Source organism: Lactobacillus sp. OTU4228 (assembly GCF_001006945.1).
GTDB classification, from domain to species: domain Bacteria; phylum Bacillota; class Bacilli; order Lactobacillales; family Lactobacillaceae; genus Lactobacillus; species Lactobacillus amylovorus.
This window is the reverse complement of sequence record NZ_CDLD01000030.1, coordinates 1-21313: the sequence shown is the minus strand read 5'-3', so window position 1 is coordinate 21313 and position 21313 is coordinate 1. Positions and strand designations below refer to the sequence as shown.

Annotated in this window: 14 protein-coding genes and 2 pseudogenes; 10 read left to right on the top strand and 6 right to left on the bottom strand. The window is 36.8% G+C overall.

The annotated features are described in order from the left end of the window. Both BN1206_RS05470 and BN1206_RS05465 read left to right on the top strand, forming a co-directional pair. Positions 1-639, top strand: a 639-nt coding sequence (locus tag BN1206_RS05470; protein ID WP_197072914.1) for an RsmF rRNA methyltransferase first C-terminal domain-containing protein, incomplete at its 5' end; no start/stop codon positions are given. After that, positions 636-1427 (top strand): Cof-type HAD-IIB family hydrolase, encoded by a 792-nt coding sequence (locus tag BN1206_RS05465; protein ID WP_052543031.1) that lies wholly within the window; start codon positions 636-638, stop codon positions 1425-1427. The genes BN1206_RS05470 and BN1206_RS05465, both read left to right, overlap by 4 nt. 71 nt (positions 1428-1498) lie before the next feature. Here the strand turns inward: BN1206_RS05465 and BN1206_RS05460 are convergent. Then, positions 1499-1945, bottom strand: a pseudogene (locus BN1206_RS05460) (dehydrogenase); the annotation flags it as partial. Here BN1206_RS05460 and BN1206_RS10100 point away from each other — a divergent pair. Beyond that, positions 1936-2073, top strand: a pseudogene (locus tag BN1206_RS10100) (MurR/RpiR family transcriptional regulator); the annotation flags it as partial. The pseudogenes BN1206_RS05460 and BN1206_RS10100 sit on opposite strands and share 10 nt — an antisense overlap. Here the strand turns inward: BN1206_RS10100 and fni are convergent. Genes fni through mvk form a run of 4 tightly spaced genes read right to left on the bottom strand, consistent with a single transcriptional unit; the run spans position 2070 to position 6097 of the window. Next, the gene (fni, locus tag BN1206_RS05455; protein WP_013642018.1) at positions 2070-3086 is read right to left on the bottom strand and encodes a type 2 isopentenyl-diphosphate Delta-isomerase; all 1017 of its coding nucleotides are present in this window, start codon (positions 3084-3086) and stop codon (positions 2070-2072) included. The pseudogene BN1206_RS10100 and the gene fni overlap by 4 nt on opposite strands. Before the next feature lie 12 nt (positions 3087-3098). After that, a complete protein-coding gene (locus tag BN1206_RS05450) occupies positions 3099-4181 on the bottom strand; it encodes a phosphomevalonate kinase (protein WP_013438053.1) in 1083 nt (360 codons plus the stop codon). Between the two features lie 42 nt (positions 4182-4223). Then, complete coding sequence (gene mvaD, locus BN1206_RS05445; RefSeq protein ID WP_014565902.1) at positions 4224-5189, bottom strand: diphosphomevalonate decarboxylase; 966 nt, start codon at positions 5187-5189, stop codon at positions 4224-4226. Then, positions 5189-6097: a mevalonate kinase gene (gene mvk / locus BN1206_RS05440; protein WP_013642015.1), complete on the bottom strand. Its 909-nt coding sequence runs from the start codon at positions 6095-6097 to the stop codon at positions 5189-5191. Before mvk ends, mvaD begins: the two co-directional genes overlap by 1 nt. A gap of 80 nt (positions 6098-6177) precedes the next feature. Here mvk and BN1206_RS05435 point away from each other — a divergent pair, with 80 nt between their 5' ends. The 7 genes from BN1206_RS05435 (at position 6178) to nth (ending at position 19293) form a co-directional block, all read left to right on the top strand. Further along, positions 6178-9660: a PD-(D/E)XK nuclease family protein gene (locus BN1206_RS05435; protein ID WP_052543029.1), complete on the top strand. Its 3483-nt coding sequence runs from the start codon at positions 6178-6180 to the stop codon at positions 9658-9660. Between the two features lie 2 nt (positions 9661-9662). Then, positions 9663-13283, top strand: coding sequence for a helicase-exonuclease AddAB subunit AddA (gene addA / locus BN1206_RS05430; protein WP_013642013.1), 3621 nt, complete (start codon positions 9663-9665; stop codon positions 13281-13283). Between the two features lie 19 nt (positions 13284-13302). Continuing rightward, positions 13303-16083 carry a helicase C-terminal domain-containing protein gene (locus BN1206_RS05425; protein WP_022087314.1) on the top strand — a complete coding sequence of 927 codons (2781 nt, stop codon included), beginning with the start codon at positions 13303-13305 and terminating at the stop codon, positions 16081-16083. Positions 16084-16085: 2 nt separating this feature from the next. Continuing rightward, positions 16086-16583, top strand: a complete 498-nt coding sequence (locus BN1206_RS05420) for a hypothetical protein (RefSeq protein WP_013438048.1) — start codon at positions 16086-16088, stop codon at positions 16581-16583. 54 nt (positions 16584-16637) lie between these two features. After that, positions 16638-17936 (top strand): asparagine--tRNA ligase, encoded by a 1299-nt coding sequence (gene asnS / locus BN1206_RS05415; RefSeq protein ID WP_013438047.1) that lies wholly within the window; start codon positions 16638-16640, stop codon positions 17934-17936. An 81-nt stretch (positions 17937-18017) separates the two neighbouring features. Then, positions 18018-18662, top strand: a complete 645-nt coding sequence (locus BN1206_RS05410) for a DnaD domain protein (protein WP_022087315.1) — start codon at positions 18018-18020, stop codon at positions 18660-18662. A gap of 1 nt (position 18663) precedes the next feature. Then, positions 18664-19293 (top strand): endonuclease III, encoded by a 630-nt coding sequence (gene nth, locus BN1206_RS05405; RefSeq protein ID WP_013438045.1) that lies wholly within the window; start codon positions 18664-18666, stop codon positions 19291-19293. 183 nt (positions 19294-19476) lie between these two features. On the opposite strand, the gene BN1206_RS05400 is transcribed toward nth, so the two are convergent. After that, a partial coding sequence (locus tag BN1206_RS05400; protein WP_197072913.1) for a transglycosylase domain-containing protein occupies positions 19477-21313 on the bottom strand: 1837 nt, incomplete at its 5' end.

Here is a 21313-nt window from a genome sequence, read left to right as displayed (position 1 = left end):
TTTACTATTTTAGACAGTCAAATAAAGGATGAGCGCGTTAGTGCCGGTCGTCCAGAATGGGGCAATGATAATCCTGACTTAACCAGGACTTTGCGTTTTTGGCCACAAGATGGCGTTGGTGAAGGGCAATTTGCGGCGATTTTGCAAAAGCCAGGTGAAATAGAACAGGTTGCCAAGAAAAAGCGTAAAAATAAGCGTAATGCATTGTGTTTGACCAAGAATGAACAAGAACTAGTGGGCGAGGCAATCGATAAGTTCAACTTGCCTGAAGAACTAGCTGATTGGCGTAAAAAGGCGCTGGTAAGCAATGATCATGTTTTTGTACCTGCAATTGAATTCACTGGTAAAACTAAATTACATATTTTAAACAACGGTGTAGAACTGGGTGTTTTAAAGAAAAAGCGCTTTGAGCCAGGACATCAATTGGCTGAAGTGCTAGGTCAAGTAGAACAAAAGCGCGTGATTGATTTAGCTGATGACAAAGAATATCAAGATTATCTACACGGTGAGACTATCAAAGTAAAGAGCGATCTACGTGGTTTTGTTTTGGTAAGCTATAAAAAGATGATCTTTAGTTTTGGTAAAGTTGCGGGTAATCAAGTTTTGAAGAACTTTTATCCAAAGGGATTGAGAAAATGATTAAATTAATTGCAACAGACATGGATGGTACGTGGCTTAACGACGACAAAGATTATGATCGTGGAATTTTTAAACGAGAATTTAAAGAGATGCGCAAGCGAGACATTAAGTTTGTTGTTGCAAGTGGCAATCAGTATGCTAATTTGATGACACGTTTTCCTGATGTGATTGATCAGATTTATTTTGTGGCAGAAAACGGTGCCTTGGTAGCTCAAGGAAAGCAAATTTTGCACGTTGATGCTTTAAGTGATGAGTTATATCAAACTTTGCTCAAGATTACGGATGAGTATCATTATCCAGCAATTGTTATGGGGCTAGTTAGTGCATACGTCAAAAAGAGTAATGATCCAGCTTATGTTCAAGAAATGAAGAAGTATGTTGAACACTTGGAGGTAGTTGATTCATTTGATGAAATCGATGACCGAATTTTCAAGATTAGTTTGACAGTACCGGAAGATGAGATGCCAATTGTGCTAGAGCAATTAAAACAAAAATATCCTAAAATTGGTTTTGTTTCTGGTGCGGCTGACTCGATTGATATGCAGACGAAAGGCATGAATAAAGCCGTAGGGTTAGAATATTTGAGTCAAAAATTGGGTATTAAACCAAGTGAAATGGTTGCTTTTGGTGATAGTGGCAATGACGTAGGGATGCTTAAGTATGCAGGACGCAGCTATGCCACTGCCACAGCTTTAAAAGAAGCTAAAATGGCAGCTGATCAAATTATTGGTTTAAGCAATGAAAGTACAGTGCAAAAAGAAATTTTGAGTTTACTTAATCTAAATTAAAATATTTTTGATTATGTAAAATAAAATAGCAGATGTTACGACATCTGCTGTTTTTAGTTTATATTAATTAATTATTTTTCATCGTCAAAAGGATATTTCATCCCCCATGAAGTTCTAACACTAGTCAAAATGTGAGCGATATCGTGTGACATTTGAAGTTGACCATCGTCATGGCCTTGATCAATATATCTTTGCATATCTTGTACTTCGTATTCTAAGGCCTTGTCGCTGTCACCAGCCGTAATCTTGTCATGCTTTTCTTCATGAGCACTGGCAGTGTAGGTAATATCTGCTTCAGTAGCACGTGGATAGTGATTAATTTCAACGTAGCCTTTGGTCCCTGAAACAACACCGCGCTTTGGTTGTTTAGCTCTCATGGACAAAGCCATAACTACCATTTGATCCTTAGTGTTCTTCATAATGATGCCTGATTGTTCATCTACGCCAGTTTCAAAGAATTTCACTGTAGTCAGAATGCTTTCAGGACTTTCATCTAAAAATGTTCTGGCAAAAGCAGTATTACTTCTCAAGAGTAGCTGCCTTTACTATGATTGAAGCTATCTTTCTTTTGCTGATCTCACAAGATGATGAACGAATAGAGCATATTAAAAAGCATGAGGAGATTATCTCTAATCAAAAGATTTAAAGTAACTGATCGATTTGATTTTTCAAAGGCAGATCATAATACTTTTTGATTTGAGGTAGGGATGCAAGACTGTTTTGACCATAAATAGCAATTAAGGCAGCCAGTTCGTTTTTCCAAGCAGAGATAAATTGCTCTAAGCCTGCAACACCATTTTGATTATATTCTTGTAAAAAGACATTGGAGATGCCGACGTATTGTCCACCTAGTACTAATCCTTTTAATACGTCTAAAGGATTACGTACGCCACCAGAGACAATGAAGTTGACGTCTTCTTTTTTCGCCATTAATGCGGAAACAACTGTAGAGAGACCAAGATCTTCTAAATATGATACATCCCTTGAATTACGAGCATTTTCAATTTGAGCAAAATTGGTGCCACCACTGCCAGCAATGTCGAAATATTCAATGCCGGCGTTTTTTAGAGTATGGATAGTTGCTTCATCTAAACCAAAACCAACTTCCTTAATAATAATCGGAAGATCGATTTGATCACGTAATGCCTTAATATGATCTAACCAGAAAAAGTTGCGATCACCTTCGGGCATAGCGATTTCTTGAACCGTATTAAGGTGAATTTGCAAAGCATCAGCGTTTAACTCATGAATGATTTTATTAGTAGCTTCTACAGGTGTTTCTGGATTAATATTAATTATTAAAACACCGTCAGGATCTTCATTTCTGGCTACATAAAAACTATCTAATTGATCTTCTTCTTTAGCAAGGATGCTAGCAGATCCTAATGCAAGAGCAATCTTTTCTTTTGCAGCTACATGGCCTAGGGCTTTGTTTACGACTTTAGATTCTTGAGAGCCGCCAGTCATTGCATTGATAAAAAAAGGCGCAGAGACGCGTTTTTTAAACATCTCTACACCTAGTATTTGAGTATCAACTTTGGTTTCAGGCAAAGCAGGGCGAAGTAAATGTAATTGATCAAAACTATTGTATTTTTGCTTATTAAAAAACATCTGAGCTAGTTTCAGATGTTCTTCTTTTCTTTCGGATCTAATTGACATATATATTCTCCGTTAACGAACTAAACTTATTTGGTGAACTCTAAAATTAAGGGGCAAAATGCCATTATGACGCCATTCGCTTTCAAGAGCGGCCACGTCAGTATTAGAATCGGTGATTACAATACCGCAATCGCCATTGCCTGCGCCAGAAGTCTTAGCAGCTCCACCAAAGTCTTCCGCAATTCTGATTAATTGAGTCAAACGTGGAATTTCAATGGCAATTTGGTTGATTTTAGCAAAGTGTTGCAATAATTTACGGTTAGCGCGAATTTGCTTTTTAATTAATGAAATATCGTTTGCTTCAAAACCAGCGATCATCTTTAAAACGCAGGCTCTAGAAGATGCTAAGAAGTTCTTGTATTCCATGTTCAAAGCAGCTTTGTTAGCGTTAGTTTCATCAACTAAGCGAGAAGTAGAAGCAGGCTTTTGACTCCAACCGATCATCAACTTCATATCCTTAGGTGGGTTGAGCAGTTGGATCTTTAAGCCAGGCCAAGCTTCATTAACTACTTCAGACAATGTCTTTTTATCAAGTTCATGTTTTAGCCAAGTTTTATCAAAGGTTTGGTAAGCAAGCCAACCACCATAGACACTAGCAGCGATATCTCCTGCGGAGCCATTGCCCTGAACGGAATAGTGAGAGATGGCTGAAAGCTTGTAAACAAGCTCATTACTCGTTTTTACGCCATAAAAATGCAAAATAGCCTTAACAGTGGCTACAGTAACAGCAGCGCTTGAGCCCAAACCATATTTCTTACCGTCGGCAGAATCCAAGTCTGAATTAACATGCAGATCGTATACTTTCATCTTGATATTTTGTTCAATACAATATTGTTCTGTAAAGGAAATTGCAGACAAAATATACTCAAATGGGTTATCACGATTATCAATTACCATCTTAGAACCACGACGAACCCAGTGGATAGAATCCTGTGAATACTGCTTAGAGTGAATCAATCCAGTAGAAGTTTTGCTTTTGGTGATTGAAACGCGTACGAATTGATTAACCGCTACTAAAACAGCAGGACAGTCCTGCTCTAAAACTGCATATTCTCCGGCAATATATAACTTTCCAGGTGCTTTTTCTGTTATCAAAAGAATTAAATCCTCGAATCTATCTAACTTTCTATGTACAAATTAATCCAAATAAGTAACTCCAGGGCCAAAACTTGCACTCACTATCTTAACATTATTGAATTCTGACTCAAAGTTTTCAATAATTTCTTTTATATTTCTTAATTGACAGAGCACTTTAATATTTGGACCAGCATCAATAGTATAGTAGCATTCAATACCTTTGTGGCGTAAATTTTCTATTAATTTTATAGCTTGGATGGTATCGGGTTCAAAATAAGTAAACTCTGGTTGAGCGGTTAAGTTAATTGCGTGCATCTCATTAGCGTTGAGTTCAGCTAGTTCGCCTAGGACAGTGAAATCTTCATCTTTAATAGCGCTAATCATCTTGTTTAGTTCAAGTTCATTACGTGCAAGCCATGGCTTAAAGAATGGGGAAGATTGAGCATCTTTCATGCCACGAGTTGATGAGATTTTCTTTTGTTTAGTGTTCAATTCAATCGCAAGTAGATGTAGATCTATTTTAGGGTGTTCATCTAAAGCATAAGCGTAAGAAGTCTCATCGGAATCGCCTTTTTGCCAAATGGAAAAACCACCGAAAACAGAACGACTTGCGGAACCTGAGCCAATTCTAGCCAAACGTGATAATAAGGTTTTATCCGCGTCAATATGATAATAGGCGCAAAAAGCTGCCGCCAGGGCCGCAAAAGCGGAACTAGAAGAAGCAAGACCTGCAGCTGTTGGAACGTGATTGGTAGATTTGATTACAAGATTTTCTTTATCTAAGTTAAATCTTTGTTGCAACTTCTCAATATAGTTAAAAACGCGTTGGCTGTTAGCAAGAGATTGCTTTTTATCATTTAAATAGAATTCATTTGTGTCTGTTCCTTTTTCAATGGAAGTATCGGTATAAAAAGCGTCAAGCGTCATTGATAGACTCGACATCAATGGAATTCTTAAAATGGCGTCTTTTTTGCCCCAGTACTTGATTAAGGCGATATTGGTATGTGCTCGTGCAGTTTTTGTCATTAAATTTCCTCGATCCAGCTGTTACTAATGATATCTTGACACTTAGCTGCTATTTCATTAGCGATTTCTTGATTTTTACATAATGTGATAGTGATCCCGCCTAGGCCACCACCAGAGAGTTTAAAGCCTAAAGCACCGTTAGCTAAAGCCAATTTTTGTAATTGATCAATCTTAGCAGTAGAAATATTGAAAGAATGCAAAATTTCTTGTGCTTCATTAAAGATTTTTCCTACTGTTAGACTATCTTGTTTAAGCCAAGCTTGTTTGGTTAAATCAGCTAATTCACCTAAACGCTTCATATTGTTCTTGGCTGCTTCGGATTTATCTAGTAATGATCTTACTTGGGTAACAGCCTCTTTAGTATTGCCTAATTGCCCAGTATCCATGATTAAAAGGGTAGCACCCAGTTTTGCTTTAAGCATCTTAGGACCCATTTCCTTATTGAAAAATACTAGATAGTCTGAATTGACAGTAGCAGCATCAAGACCAGAGGCTTTGCCGTGATTAATCATTTCGGCATGGTTAGTAACCGCCATGATTTCTTTTTCGGTTAAGTTTAAATTGAAAAATTGATTTAATGCTTTAGTTGTGCCAAGCGCCACGGTAGCACTGGAACCAAAACCACGTTCCATCGGAATTTCACCTGTATAAGTGATTTTTAAAGGCTGGGTATTCTTGGCTTTTTCACGCATGGCTTTAACCACATATTTAAGTCCATTGTATTTATCTGGTGCATCGAAGAAAGGACCATGATAGCGTGCGGTATCCATCCACATTTGATCAGAATCTTCAACTGTGGTTTTAATATGCAAAGCCTTAATGGGCATTGCTAAAGCATCATAGCCATAAACCACAGAGTGTTCACCAATAATAATCACTTTTCCGTGAGCTAAAAAACTATACTTCATTATTTAATCATCCTTAAAAATAGATTTAATAAAAGATAGAACCTTGTTGTGCTAGAATATTAAACAAGGAGTACGAACAAATGATCAAAATTCTAACAGGAAGACAAACCGACCCATTACAAGAAAAAATTCTGGAAGAAGCAGTGCGGAATTATCAGCAGCATCCAGAACATAAAACTTTTATCATTGTTCCTAATCATATTAAGTTTACCACAGAAGTTAGGGCAATTAATAAACTTGCAATCAGTAAAAATCAAAGTGAGACGGCAGTTAAGAATTTGCACGTCCTTTCTTTTTCTCGTCTTGCTTGGTTCTTCTTAAAAGATGCGGAACAAGGCTTGCCTACACAGCTAGATGATGCGGCAAGTGCAATGCTGCTTACGCATATCGTAGAACAAGAAAAAGATAAGCTAACCATCTTTGAAAATTCAAATACTGGTTTAATTAATCAGTTGTACAGTACTATTTTACAAATTTATGATGGCAACGTAAATTTAGAAGATATCGATGAAGATAGTTTAGATCAAGAAACTAAGAGTAAGGTTCACGATTTACGGATTATTTACGATGCTTTTATTAAAGAAATTGCAGGTAAATTTTCTACCAAAAATGAAGTTCAAGTTCAGTTGAATGAAATTTTGGCTAAGAATAAAAACCTAGGTAATACTAGTTTTTATTTCTGTGATTTTTCGCATTTTTCATTGCAAGAAACTTTAACTATTAAATTGCTGATGCGCAAGGCTAAAAATGTGGTTTTGGCTTTCAAAACAAGGTTAGGTGACATTAATCCGCAGGCCGAAGAGGGCGACTACGACTATGTAATCCAGCAGACGATCAGTCGTTTTACTTCATTTTTGCAAGAAAGAAAAATGGAGTATACGGTCAACAGCTTCCCTCTTTCACCAAAACCAACAAAACGCGAAATACTTAATAGTTTATGGACTGAAGCAATTTCAAAAACTGACGATTTAAATCAAGTACAGTTGGTAAAAGCAGATTCACGTTATGCCGAAGCATATTTTGTTGCACGTACGATTTATCAGCAGGTTGCTTTAAGCAATTACCGTTATCATGATTTTTTGATCTTGGCACCAGATTTAAAGGAATACGAGACTTACTTAACGCCAATTTTAAGGCAGAATAAAATTCCTTTCTTCAATGACTTGCAGCAAGAGATGAAGTATCACCCTTTAGTTGTTTTAATTGAAAACCTGTTTAATCTGCATGATTTAAAAGGCAATCCTTTTACTACTTCGAGTATGCTAGCAATTTTAAAAACGCATTTGCTTATTCCGTCTTGGTATAAAGAAGAAGCCGAATATATTCATGATGTCGATGAATTAGAAAATTTTGTCTTGGCTCACGGTATTAATCACGGTTTGTGGCGTAAAAAGTTTTCTGACTTTGTGAATGCGGAAGTCATTCGTCTGGATAAGATGGATGAAGAAGTTGCTAAGATTGATCGCTTGCGTAGTTATCTGGTTGATAAAGTAACTAATTTATTTGAAAAATTAGCACAAGAGAAAGATAGTCAAAAGGCATTAACGATCTTTTTTGACTTTTTAACCGAAAATGGAATTGCCGCTAGACTAGAAAAATGGCGTGATGACGCTAATGATGCTGGAGACTTGCAACAAGCACAACAGCCAGAGCAATTGTGGGATTTGTTGATTCAATTGCTTAGTGACTATTTAATGATTAATCCTGAAGAATTTAATATGGATGAATTTTTCAATATGTTGATTAATGCCTTTAAGGAGGCTAACTTCTCGCAAATTCCATCCACGCTTGATGCAGTTAACTTATCTGAAATCGGAATGGTTCAGACTAGTGGCTATAAGCAGGTCTTCATTATTGGTGCAACTAGCGGTAATTTGCCAGCTATTCAAAAGATGCCAGGCTTTTTAACCACTGAAAACTTAGCTCAATTGCAGGATAGTTTTAGTTCAGATTCATATTTGGAAGATAATCAACAATTAAATAATTTGGATCAAAACTACCAATTTGGTTTATCACTGGCCTTAGCTCAAGACCGTGTGTATGTGTCATATCCTGTCTTAAATGCATCAAATGAGACGCTAAATTCTTCTATCTATTATCAACGCTTAAGCGACTATGGTGCTCGTGAATTTGAGCAGCATGATTTGCCAGAAAAAATGCAGGATCTCTTGTCATTTATTACAAATGCAGATGCCAGTTTAGGTTATTTGGCTTATATGAACTCATTAGCTAAGTCGTCAGCGATTACTAAATTGCTTCAGCTGACTCAAAAAGTATTGCCACAGAAGACGGATTCTGTTTTAGATGCTAGTCAATTTGATAATCAACCAGAGGATATTGGTGAAGAACTAGCTACTAAGTTATATGGTGAAAATCTAAACTCATCAGTTTCTCAACTAGAAACTTTTTATAAAAATTCCTATGAATATTTCTTAACTTATGGTTTTAGATTACGACGCCGGTTTGAAAATGAATTTGATGTAATTCAAGCGGGCAATTACTTCCATGAAACCTTTGACCGTTTAGTAAAGCAACTTAATAAGCGTCACCTTGATTTGGCTGATCTCAATGGTACTGAGCTAGAAAGTATGCTTAATTCTGTGAGAGAAGTCATGAAGGATGAAGGAAAATATGCCCAGTTAATGAATGATCCGTTTAATCAGTATTTGTTCAAATGTCTGGATCATACAACCTCGAAAGTAGCTCACAATTGGCGTAAGTCACTAACTAAAACGCCACTTAGAGCTAAGTACTCTGAATTAAGTTTTGGGGTAGGAGAACGTCTTAAAGGTCTTAGTTTTGCAGTCCCTGATTTATCAGGCAATCACCATGTTGATTTACGCGGAAAAATGGACCGGGTAGATTTGGCTAACTTTGCCGACAAGGATCAAGTATTAGCACAGGTTATTGACTACAAGTCATCAGCTAAAAAGTTTGATTTAGGTATGTTTTACAATGGCATCGCCTTACAGATGGTTTCATATCTAGATGTTTTAGCTAATAATAATCAATTCTTTGCCGGAAGCGATCAATTGTCGTTATTAGGTGCATTTTATCAAACAGTTACTAGACAGTTAGAGAGACTGAACAGCGATAAGCTGATCGATAGTTCTATGAATCTTCGTCAAGCTGCAACTGATAGCAAGCCTAAATTGATGTACAACGGCATCATCAGTAACGACCCGGATATTTTAACGGAAGCTGAACCGTTACTAGAAGGAAGCACTAAGCAGGTTTCAGAGCTTTATACTGGTGTTAAAACTAAAGCTAAAGGTGGATTTAGTTTGCCTGCCAATCGTAGTTTCAGTGAAGAAGAAATTGAATTGTTGCTAGAGTATGATGAATATTTGATCAAGGAAGCATCAAGTCAGATTCTGTCCGGTAAGATTAGTTTGAATCCGTATAAATATGGTAAGTCACAAAATGCTCTAACTTATTCAGACTTCAAGGATATCTTCTTCTTTGATGCGATGCTTAGACAAAATCAATACCATGAAATCAGTAATATGAAGAAAAAAGATCTGTTAGCTAAAATCAAAGAAAGATTAGGAAGAGAGGACTAATTTTGCCACAATTTACTAAAGAGCAAGAAAAAGCGATCAATGATCGTGGACACGATATTTTAGTTTCAGCTTCGGCTGGTAGTGGTAAAACTACAGTCTTGGTTGAACGGGTTTTGAGAGAAATTTTGGCAGGAACGCAAGTAAGTGAACTGTTGGTTGTGACATTTACTAAAGCAGCTGCAGAAGAAATGAAAACGAGAATAAAGAATGCCTTGACGCAAGAAATGGCTAAGCCAGGCGTCAATCGGAGATACTTGCGAGAACAACTGAATCAAGTGGATACTGCCAATATCTCAACTATTGATGCTTTTTGTCTTGAAGTAATTCATCGTTTCTATTATTCAGTAGATTTAGATCCTAGTTTTCAGATTCTAACCGACGAAACGCAGGCAGCTTTATTAAAAGAACGTGCTTTGCGAGAAGTTGAAGGTGAATTTTTAACTAATAAGGATTCTGACTTTAGACGTTTTTATGATAATTTTGCTGGTGACCGGGATGCTGACAGTCCGCGAGATTTGTTATTAGATTTGTATAACTATGCGATGGCTAAGCCAGAATATCATGCCTGGTTAATGCAATTGCCAGAGGTGTATGAAACTGGAGCTGAGATTACTCAGTCTAATTTATGGCAAAACCAAATTAAGCCATACTTATTAGATAGTTTTAAGGGCCTAGAAAATAAAATCAATGGGCGCTTAGAAGAGACTATCTTTGAAACCAAGGAACTAAAAAAAGTCAGAGAAGACTTCAGTTTGTTTGATCAAAACTTACAGAACTTCTTGGCGGCCTTGGATGAGGATAAACCATATGATGAGCAAAGAGATTTACTGCGTTTGTGTACTTTTAATGGTAGATACCGCAAGTCGAGTAAATGGGATGAAGATCTGCTAGAGTTCTACGGTGATTTGCAAAAGTTAAAAGATGAAGCCAAAAGTCAGGTCTTTGATACCTTTACGGCATTTTTTGCCACCGATGAAAAAGAACAAGTAAAGGTAATGCAAGATGGTCAAAAGATCGTAGCTGCGATTGCGCAAGCTGAAATCGCCCTAATTGAGCGTTTTAACAAGTTAAAGCGCGATGAGGACCTGATTGATTATAGTGATATGGAGCAATTAGCCTATCGCATTCTCAGTCAGGATACGTCTAGCTCACAGATGGCTAGAGATTTTTATCAAAGTAAGTTTAAAGAAATTCTGGTTGACGAGTATCAGGATATTAATGCTCTGCAGGAAAATATTATTCAACAGGTTAGACAACCAGGGAAGAATACCTTGTTCATGGTAGGGGATGTGAAGCAGTCGATTTATGGCTTTAGACAAGCTGAACCTAGTTTGTTCTTAAGAAAGTATCATGATTTTGCTCAAGAACAAAACGAACATGAAGAACGTATTTTGCTTTCGGATAATTTTAGATCAACCGAGCCTGTAACTCGTACTGTCAATCATCTGTTTAATAGTATTTTGAGTTCTAATTTTGGTGGAATTGATTATCAAAAAGAAGGGCAATTGGTTTTTGGTGCCAAATATTATCCAAGCAATTTGCCTAAGGCTAGTGAGGTAATCATTCATAAAAAAGAAAGAGGTGGAGACGAAAACAGCGATAAGGTCGATTTTTCAGAAATCCAAATGGTTTTAGCACGAATTAAGCAGCTAAAAGAAGAGCACATGCAGGTATTCGATAGTAAAAGCGGACAAATGCGTGAGATGAAGTACAGTGATATTGCTATTTTGACTAGAAGTCATAGTGATAATCTGGAGATCATGCAGGAATTTGCCAAACAAGATATCCCCTTGTTTGTGACTGATGCCGAGAATTATTTTCAAACTTTCGAATTAACTGTCATTATGAATTATCTGAAAATTATCGATAATCCTGATCAGGACATTCCTCTGGTTACGGTTTTGCGTTCACCACTCTTTAATTTCGGTGAAAAAGACTTGGCTAAGATTAGAATTAAGAGTAAAAACAGCAGTTTTTATAGTGCCCTTACTTCATATGTTGGTGTGGGAGATCAGCTCAGCGATAAATGCAAAGACTTTTTGAATCAATTGGCATCGCTGCGTGAGTTTGCGACTACGCACAGAATTTCTGAATTAATTTGGAGTATTTATACACGAACCAATCTGTTAGAAATCATGACTGCTTTGCCTAATGGTGAGCAGCGTCGGGTCAATTTGGAAGCACTTTATGAGAGAGCTACTTCTTATGAAAGTGCTGGCTTTAAAGGATTATATCAATTCATCAACTTTATTAATCGCATGCGTCAAAGTCAAAAGGATTTAGCTCAACCGCTTTTAACTAAAGAGGCGGGAAATGCAGTAAGATTGATGACTATCCACGGTTCTAAGGGGCTGGAATTTCCAATTGTCTTTTATTTAGGGATGCATCATCAGTATCAGTTGCGCGATTTAAAGGGTAACTATGTCATTAATGCTGATGGTTTAGGTGTTACTTTAAGAGAGGAGCATTATCGAATTGACTCCTTAGTTAAGGCAATGGGTAATATTACTAAGAAAAGACAATTGCTTGAAGAAGAAGCTCGTATTCTCTATGTAGCTTTAACGCGGGCTAAGCAAAAGTTAATTATGGTTGGTGATATTCCTAGTTTTGATAAAAAGGTCAAAGACTGGTCTAACGAGTTGGATCATGAAGGTCAGTTATCATTGGCAGATAAATTAGCTGCAACAACACCATTAAGCTTTATGGGCCCCGCATTAGCTTTTGATCGTCGTGTAGCAATCAGAATTAGTGATATTACGAATTCGCTTGATCAGAGTCAGCCAATTCTCTTCGTAGATTTTTCAGATGATGATGCAATTGCAAATAATGCTGTCAATGAAGAAAAGGGAACTCGTAAAGATAGCGAGCCAGAAATTAAAACACTGACAGAAACTGCTACTAAGCTTTATCAATTTGACTATCCTTTTAAAGATGCGATTGCAACTACTGCTTACCAGGCTGTTTCTGAAATTAAAAAGGCCTTCAATGACCCAGATGAAGCAGAGCTGGAGAATTCGCATTTGCTGGCCTCAACTAACCGGTATTTGCAGCCGATCGATACGAAACCAAGTTTCCTCTATCAAACTAAGTTTACCGGGGCGGAGATCGGTACTGCTACACACTTGATTTTGCAATACTATGATTATACTGGTGACGGAAGTGATGAACAGCTTGAGCAAGAGATTCAGCATTTAATTGAACAGAAAAAATTGAATGCGGACATTGTTTCGAGTCTTAAAAAAGATCAAATTGAATGGTTTGTCCATAGTGATTTTGCTAAAGATTTTTGGCAAAGACCAGAAGATTTAAAAAGAGAAGTTGATTTCTCTAGTTTGCTGTCTGCCAGAACCTTGTTTGATGATTTTAGTGATCCAAATGCAAAAATTTTGGTTCATGGTACGATTGATGGCTATTTTATTATAAATAATGGTATTATTTTGTTTGACTACAAAACTGATCATGTAGACAAATCGCATTTAGATGAAGCAATAGAATTAATTAAAGAAAAATATACCGGACAGCTTCGTTTATATGAACGAGCATTAAATGAATTTAGTACTAAGAAAGTAATTGGAAAGTATTTAATTTTGCTTGATGCTAAACAAGCAGTAGAAGTTAAGTAAACAAGAAGGGAGGAGCAGGATGGCAAAAATATTCGCAAAAGATATCTTTGCTGTAGTGGATCTAGAAACTACAGGAACTCAACGAGAAAATGGCCATCACATTATTCAGTTTGGGTGTGCAATTATTAAAAATCTTAAAGTTGTTAAAACCTATTCTTTTATGATTAATCCCCATCGTGAAATACCTCAATCTGTTGTTAATTTAACTGGTATTAGTAATGGAGATGTACAAAAGCAAAAAGACTTTGATTTTTATGCACCTAAAATAGTCAAAATTTTGCAGAATACAGTATTTGTAGCGCATAATGTTGATTTTGACTTGCCATTTTTAAATTATGAATTAACGCAACACGGGTATGATGCGTTAACCAACAAAGCAATTGATACAGTTGAATTAGCTAAAATTGCTTTTCCAACTTTGCCATCATATAAGTTAAGCGATTTAACAGCACAATTAGAAATTAAGCATTTGAATCCACATAAGGCCGATTCAGATGCTTATGGTACAGCTATATTGCTAATTAAAATCATTAAGCAGCTTGAGACTTTGCCACAAGCAACGCTTAATACATTAAGTTCTTTAGCGCATGGCTTGATTCGTGATACGTCATGGGTGATTACCACAATCGCTGATAGTTTAAGACAAGAAAAAAGGCCGCTGCCGGCAGAGTATATGCAGATACGCAATATCATTTTGCAAAAGCAGAATGAACGTTTTGACAGTCATGGTGAAAATGGTACATTTCCGCAAAATGATAATGATAAGCGTAAGCTGTTTAAAGGAAAATTACATTTTCGTAGAGCACAAGTTGATTTAATCAATCATTTGCATCAGTTCATTAATAATCCTGAGAAAAACGCAATGTTGGTAGAAGCGCCTAACGGTACAGGGAAGACTTTTTCTTATATATTTGCTTATGCTTATCAGTTATATTCAGGAAGAAAATTGGTAATTGCGACACCAACTAAGGTTTTGCAAGAACAAGTAATGGAAAGAGAAATTCCACAGCTACTGAAGGTGACAAAGCTTGATTTGAAGGCTGAGGTTGTTAAATCAAGTAGTCGTTATCTAGACCTAGATGGTTTTGTGCAAACGATTTTTCAGGGGACGCCTAATAAGTCAACTTTGATTTTGCAGATGCAAATTTTGGTTTGGCTAACCAAAACTAAGACTGGCGATTTGGATGAGCTGAATTTAACCAATTACAATGCACCGCTATTTGCTCAGATCCAACATCCGGGGGATGCTCGTGTGGGTAGTCGATTTGCGGAAGTTGATTTTTGGAATTTGGCTCGTCGTAAGCAAGAAGAAGCCGATATTTTAGTTACCAATCATGCTTATCTGGCTAACCACTATATGGATACTATTTGGGGTCAAAATCCTTATTTGGTAATTGATGAGGCTCACCGTTTTGCGGATAATGTAATTAGTTCTCGCAATGATTCCATGCGTTTTGAATCACTTTGGGGTGTCCTGAGTCATTTACGCAATTTGCTATATTATTCAAATGACAGCGTAGAAAGCCAATTTAACGATAATGTGCAGATCAATTTCTTATTGACTAAGCTAGATCCTATGATCTTGGAGTTAATCAATTTGATTAATGAGTTGCAAAAACAACTCTATGCACAGCATGATAATGCCATCAATAAGGTTAACTTGCCTAACGGGACTCTTGAACTTAGTTTTCAGGGTAAGGGCTTATTCAATCAAGATAGTCGTTTTAAACAAATATTGCCTAAGTTTCAACAAAAACTAGAAGAGGTTAGAGAATTAACCAATCAGACTTTGTTTGAACTTTATCATGAGCAAGAAAGAATGCTGGCAAATGTTGAAGCTTTAGTTGGCGATATTACTGAGCAAATCGATCGGTTAGACTATTATTCTGAAAAAGGCTATCAATTGGCCGACTTGTTATCCGATCAAAAGAATTTAGCTCAAGATGGCTTTATTTTGATGATCACTAATCCAGAGGATCCGCTCAGTACTAACTTAGATTGGTTAATGCTTGATGCAAGCGATGTTCTTAATCAAATTTATAGTCGTTTTGATCATATTGCATTTGTCAGTGCTACATTAACTAGTGATCATAATTTTGATTATGCAATTAGTCAGTTGGCTTTGGGCAAGATGAATTTAGTTAAGTATATTGGCAAGAGTACCTTTAATATGAAGAAACATTTGGAAGCTTTTGCTGTAATTAATATGCCTAATCCAGATAGTGAAGACTATCAAAAAGACATTGCTCAAATTATGGTTAACGATTTAGCAGATAAAAATCACGTGTTGGTTTTAATGACTAATCTTGATAAGATTCATGATGTCTTTACTGAAACTTTAAATGCACCTGAGCTGAAAGACTTTGAGATTTTGGCCCAAGGTATGTCAGGTTCCAACAATCGAATTGCTAAAAGATTTGTAATTGCTAAAAAAGCAATTATTATAGGAGCTGATAGTTTTTGGGAAGGAATTGATTTCCACGATTGTGGTATTGATACCGTATTTGCGGCTCGCCTTCCATTTGAGTCTCCAGATCAGCCTGAGGTGCGCTTGAGACAGAAAAAACTAGAGGACCAGGGAGCTAACGTATTTGAAAAAGATAGTCTTCCTCGCGCGATTATTCGCTTTAGACAAGGAATGGGACGCTTGATCCGTGGCGAACATGATCATGGACAATTCGTTATCTTGGATCCAAGGATCTGGACCAAAAATTATGGGGATGCATTTTTGCAGTCGATTCCTGTAAAAGTTGAAAAAGTAACATTGAAAGAACTAAAAAAGAAGTTAAAAAATAAATAGTTATGATACAAGATGATACAAGGCAAACAATTAAATTTGTAGCATGGGTAATTGGTTTAATCATTATTGCTTTCTTTGTAAGTATTGCAATTTTTTACGCTGCAGGCTCAAAGAGCAGGGGCAATGATCAAAGAATAGCTGAATTGGCTAGAAGCAAAACGCCAATTACCAATATCTCTAAGTATTATCATTTAGACCGTGGCACAAGCAGCTACGCAATTAATGGTACAAATAAAAAAGGCAAAGGATATTATTTTATTTATTTGCCTAATTCAAAAAAGGCATACTTATATCCTGCTAAAAGGGGTGTAAGTGAAGCTAATATTAAAAATGAGTTTAAATCTTCTCATTCAAATGCTACAATTAATCATATTAATCTGGGTTGGTACAAAGGTGAAGCTGTTTGGGAAGTTGCCTATAAAAAGCCAAATGGTAATCTAGGTTATACTTTATATGAATTTAAAGATGGAAATGATATCTCAGAAGTCGATAATTTGTAGAAACTTTGGTATCATGTACATTGTATAAATGATAAAAAGGTGGATAGGAATTTTATGACAGAATTGATTTCAATTAAAGATTCTTCCAAGCATGTTGACCAAGAAGTAAAGATGCATGTTTGGCTTACAGATAAACGATCAAGCGGAAAGATTATCTTTTTGCAATTACGTGATGGTACTGCATTTTTCCAAGGGGTAGTTCGCAAGAACGATGTATCAGAAGAAGTTTTTGAAACTGCTAAAACTCTTAGACAAGAAGCCAGCTTCTACATTACTGGTACTATTCACGAAGATGCACGTTCTCACTTTGGTTACGAAATTCAAATTACTGATTTGAAGGTAGTTTCAAACAACGAAGGTTACCCAATCGGTAACAAGGAACACGGTGTTGATTTCTTACTTGATCACCGTCACTTATGGTTAAGATCAAAGAAGCCATTTGCAATTATGCAAATTAGAAACACTATGTTTAAGGCTACTGTAGACTTCTTTGAAAAGGAAGGCTTCATTAAGTTTGATGCCCCAATTTTCATGCACTCAGCTCCAGAAGGTACTACTCAATTATTCCACGTTGACTACTTTGACTATGATGCATACTTATCACAATCTGGTCAATTATACGGTGAAGCTGGTGCCATGGCTTACGGCAAGATCTTTACTTTCGGTCCAACATTCAGAGCCGAAGAATCAAAGGGTCGTCGTCACATGACCGAATTCTGGATGATGGAACCAGAAATGGCATGGATGCACCAAGATGAATCTCTCGATATTCAAGAAAGATACTTGGCTTACATGGTTAAGCAAGTTTTGGACAAGAACGAATACGAACTTAAGATTTTAGGTAGAGATCCAGAAAAGCTTCGTCCAACTACTGAAGGCAACTTTACCCGTCTTCCATACGATGACGCTGTAAAGATGCTTCAAGATGCTGGTCGAGACTTCAAGTGGGGTGACGACTTCGGAGCACCTGATGAAGGATACATCTCTGAACAATACGATCGTCCTGTCTTTATTGTCAACTATCCAACTTCTATCAAGCCATTTTACATGAAGAAGAATCCAGACAATCCTAAGGAATACTTATGTGCTGATGTTATCGCACCAGAAGGTTATGGTGAAATCTTTGGTGGTTCAGAACGTGAAGGTAACTACGAAGTTTTGAAGCAACAAATTTTGGCTGCAGGTCTTAACCTTGAAGATTACCAATGGTACCTTGACTTGCGTAAATTCGGTGGTGTGCCTCACTCTGGTTTCGGTATGGGATTTGAACGTACTATTGCTTGGGTTTGTCACCTTGACCACATCCGTGAAGCAATTCCATTCCCAAGATTGATCAACAGAATGCAACCTTAATTCGCATTTGAAAATTAAATATTTAAACAAAAGTTGGACTAGTTGTTAGTTCAACTTTTATTTTTGAAAGGAAAATCAATTTTGCAATTTAATGACTATCGTGCATTAGGATTTACGACTTTACAGAATGGCTTAATAGCTTATTATCCTCGTTTAAATATTAGTGACGCAGAATTATTATTAATTATTCAACTTGAGGCCTTTAATCAACGAGGCGAATCATTTCCATCAAATGAGAAAATTGCTGCCAATACCAACCTGTCAGTCACAGATGTAGGCAATTTGATTCAACGTTTGATTGATCGAAATTATTTAACGATAGAACAAACGACTGATGATCAGGATAAAATTGGCAATAAGTACAGCCTAAACAAGTTATATGATGCTCTTGATCAATATATTGATCAGAATATTTTAATTAAAGATGATAAGAAAGATAAGACAGTAGCCGTTACCAATAATTTAGGTAATAATCCCTTAAATTATCTATCTCGAAAAGCTGAAGTAGAATTTGGTCGCTATTTAAGTCCCATTGAGCGTGAAGAAATAGCTCAGTGGCTCAGTGTTGACCATTATGATCCAGAAATTATAGAATTAGCATTGCGAGAAGCAGTATTATCGCAGGCGTATTCTTTAAAATATATTGATCGTGTTTTACTTAATTGGCAGAGACATAATCTGAAAACGCCAGAAGAAGTTGAAAGATTTTTAAAGAGGAATAGATAATATGGCAGAAAAATTGTTAAGTGATGACGAGGCCCGCGAGGTTTTAAAAAAGATCTTATCTCTTTATCCAGATGCTAAGGGAGAATTACATTGGGACAGTAAATTCCATTTATTATGTGCAGTTTTAATGAGTGCTCAAACAACAGATAAGATGGTTAACCGAGTAATGCCCCAATTTAGTAAGGACTTTCCAACTCCTGAGAGTTTAGCAGATGCACCAATTGAAGAAATAGAGAATGAAATCAAAACAATTGGTCTGTATAGATCGAAAGCTAAACACTTAAAAGCTACAGCTCAAATTTTGGTAGATAAATATAATAGTCAAGTTCCTAAAGATAAACAGATTTTAATGACATTACCTGGAGTAGGAGAGAAAACTGCCAATGTAGTTTTAGCCGAAGGCTATGGTGTTCCTGCAATCGCAGTTGATACTCACGTTTCAAGAATATCAAAGAAGTTTCATATTGTAGATGAAAAGGCCACTCCACATGAGGTAGAAAAACGACTAGAAGCGATTTTGCCAAAAGATGAATGGATTAAGACTCATCACGCAATGATTCTATTTGGGCGCTATACAATGCCTTCAAAAGCAAAAGGCGATCCGTATTCATATTTGAATTCTCAAAAATAATAATTTTGGAAGCAATTAAAATTAATTGCTTCTTTTTTTATGCAGTATTTTATAAGTGAGTTGTTACTAAATTTATTTTTTAAATTAAAAGTCTGCTTTCACTTCGTTCCAGCAGACAAAACATAAAATCAAGTAAACAAAAAGCCAAACTGCATTTTGCAGTTTGACTTTATAAATTATTTATTAATCGTTTGAACTAGAATTCTCTTGTTCACGCCGATCATTATTATTTTCAGATCTAGACGTTGCACTACTTTGTGCTTGAGAAGATGCAGATGACTGCGTACGACTTTGCTGTGAAGAAGCCCTTTGACTTCGACTTGATTGGTTTGTTGAACCATTTTCACTGGTTGATGAAGATCTACTTTCAGCTGTAGCTGGTGAATTAGCACCAGTACTGTCGCTACTATTAGTATCAGTTTCTTCATCGTCTTCATCGTAACTAGTTGCACTATTGCCAATTCCGGCAGGGGCGTGACCTCTAACGAATAATTGCCAAGTACCACCACTTGTAGCAACCTCAGGTGGGTTAGAGTTGTTAACGATTCGAGCTCCAACAACTGACTTAGGTTGTTTCCAATCTAGATTTTGCTTGTTTCTCATGAGGTAAGTCATCATGCTCTTATACAATAATTGAGCTGATTGTTGACCAACACCTGAAATAGTACCGTCCTTTAAATTATCGTAACCAGTCCAAACGCCCATTACATATGATCTAGTGTAACCAACGAACCAAGAATCTTTTGGTGTTGAATTATATCCAGGATATTTAGCTAAATCTTCATCTGAGTACTTAACAGTACCAGTTTTACCAGCTTGGTGTAAGTTGGCGATCTTAGCACTAGTACCTGAACCACGCTTGATAACGCCTTTCAACATATCAGTAATCATGTATGCTGTTGACTTCTTCATAACGCGGACACCATTTGAATCGTAGTTTCTGGTTAAACCATCAGGAGTTTCAATTTTAGAAACAAATTGTGGCTTATGATAGATACCCATAGTGGCAAATGCACTGTAAGCACCGGCCATTTGCAAGCTTGAGGCATTAGCACCAATAGCAACAGACAAGCCTGAGTTTGCAGGAACATTAACACCCATTCTACGAGCAAATGCGGAGGCACGCTTAACTCCAACTTCAGCAAGTGTTTTAACGGCAGGAACGTTTCTTGATTGTTCCAAAGCCTTACGCATGGTCATCATACCATCGTACTTGTTATCCCAGTCATAAAGTTGAATATTAGTACCAGGGTAAACGTACTTACTATCGTCAATCATTTTGGCAGTTGACCAGTTCAAATATTGAATAGCTGGACCGTAATCAAGTACTGGCTTGATAGAAGAACCAGTTGATCTACCTGTTTGAACAGCACGGTCAAGACCTAATTGAACAGAAGGTAAGTGACGACCACCTAAGATAGCAACTACGTGACCATTATTAGGATCAACTACAGTAGCACCAACTTGCATCTTATCATTAGTGAAAGGTACGGAGCCGTTGTTGGCCAATTTGTAGAGCTTTTTTTGAGCCTTTTGGTCAATATTAATAGTTATCTTTAAATTGTCATTGTATGGGTCAAAGCCCTTGCTCTTAACTTCAGAAATAGCTTCCTTAATATATGGGTCGTCAATCTTTCTGATCTTAGATTCGTTGTTTGAATGTCTAGGACGAAGACCCTTAGTGATTGGCTCATTAATTGCTTGGTTATATTGACTCTTGGTGATCTTATCGTTTTCTAACATAGTCTTTAAAACAATGTTACGACGATATCTAGCTTTTTGTGGATATAGGTAAGGATCGTAAGCAACAGGTGCGTTAGGCATCCCCGCAATTAAAGCGGTCTGTGCCAAATCCAATTGCTTAAGGGTCTTATTATAGTAGTAATTTGCGGCAGCACCCATACCAATACCTGAGCAGATACCGCCTGAGATAGTGTTTGATGAAGTTACGTATGGGTAAGTACCTTCGTCAATATCAAGCATAGTACCTTGTGCACCTTCAAAGAGGACCTTTTCGCCG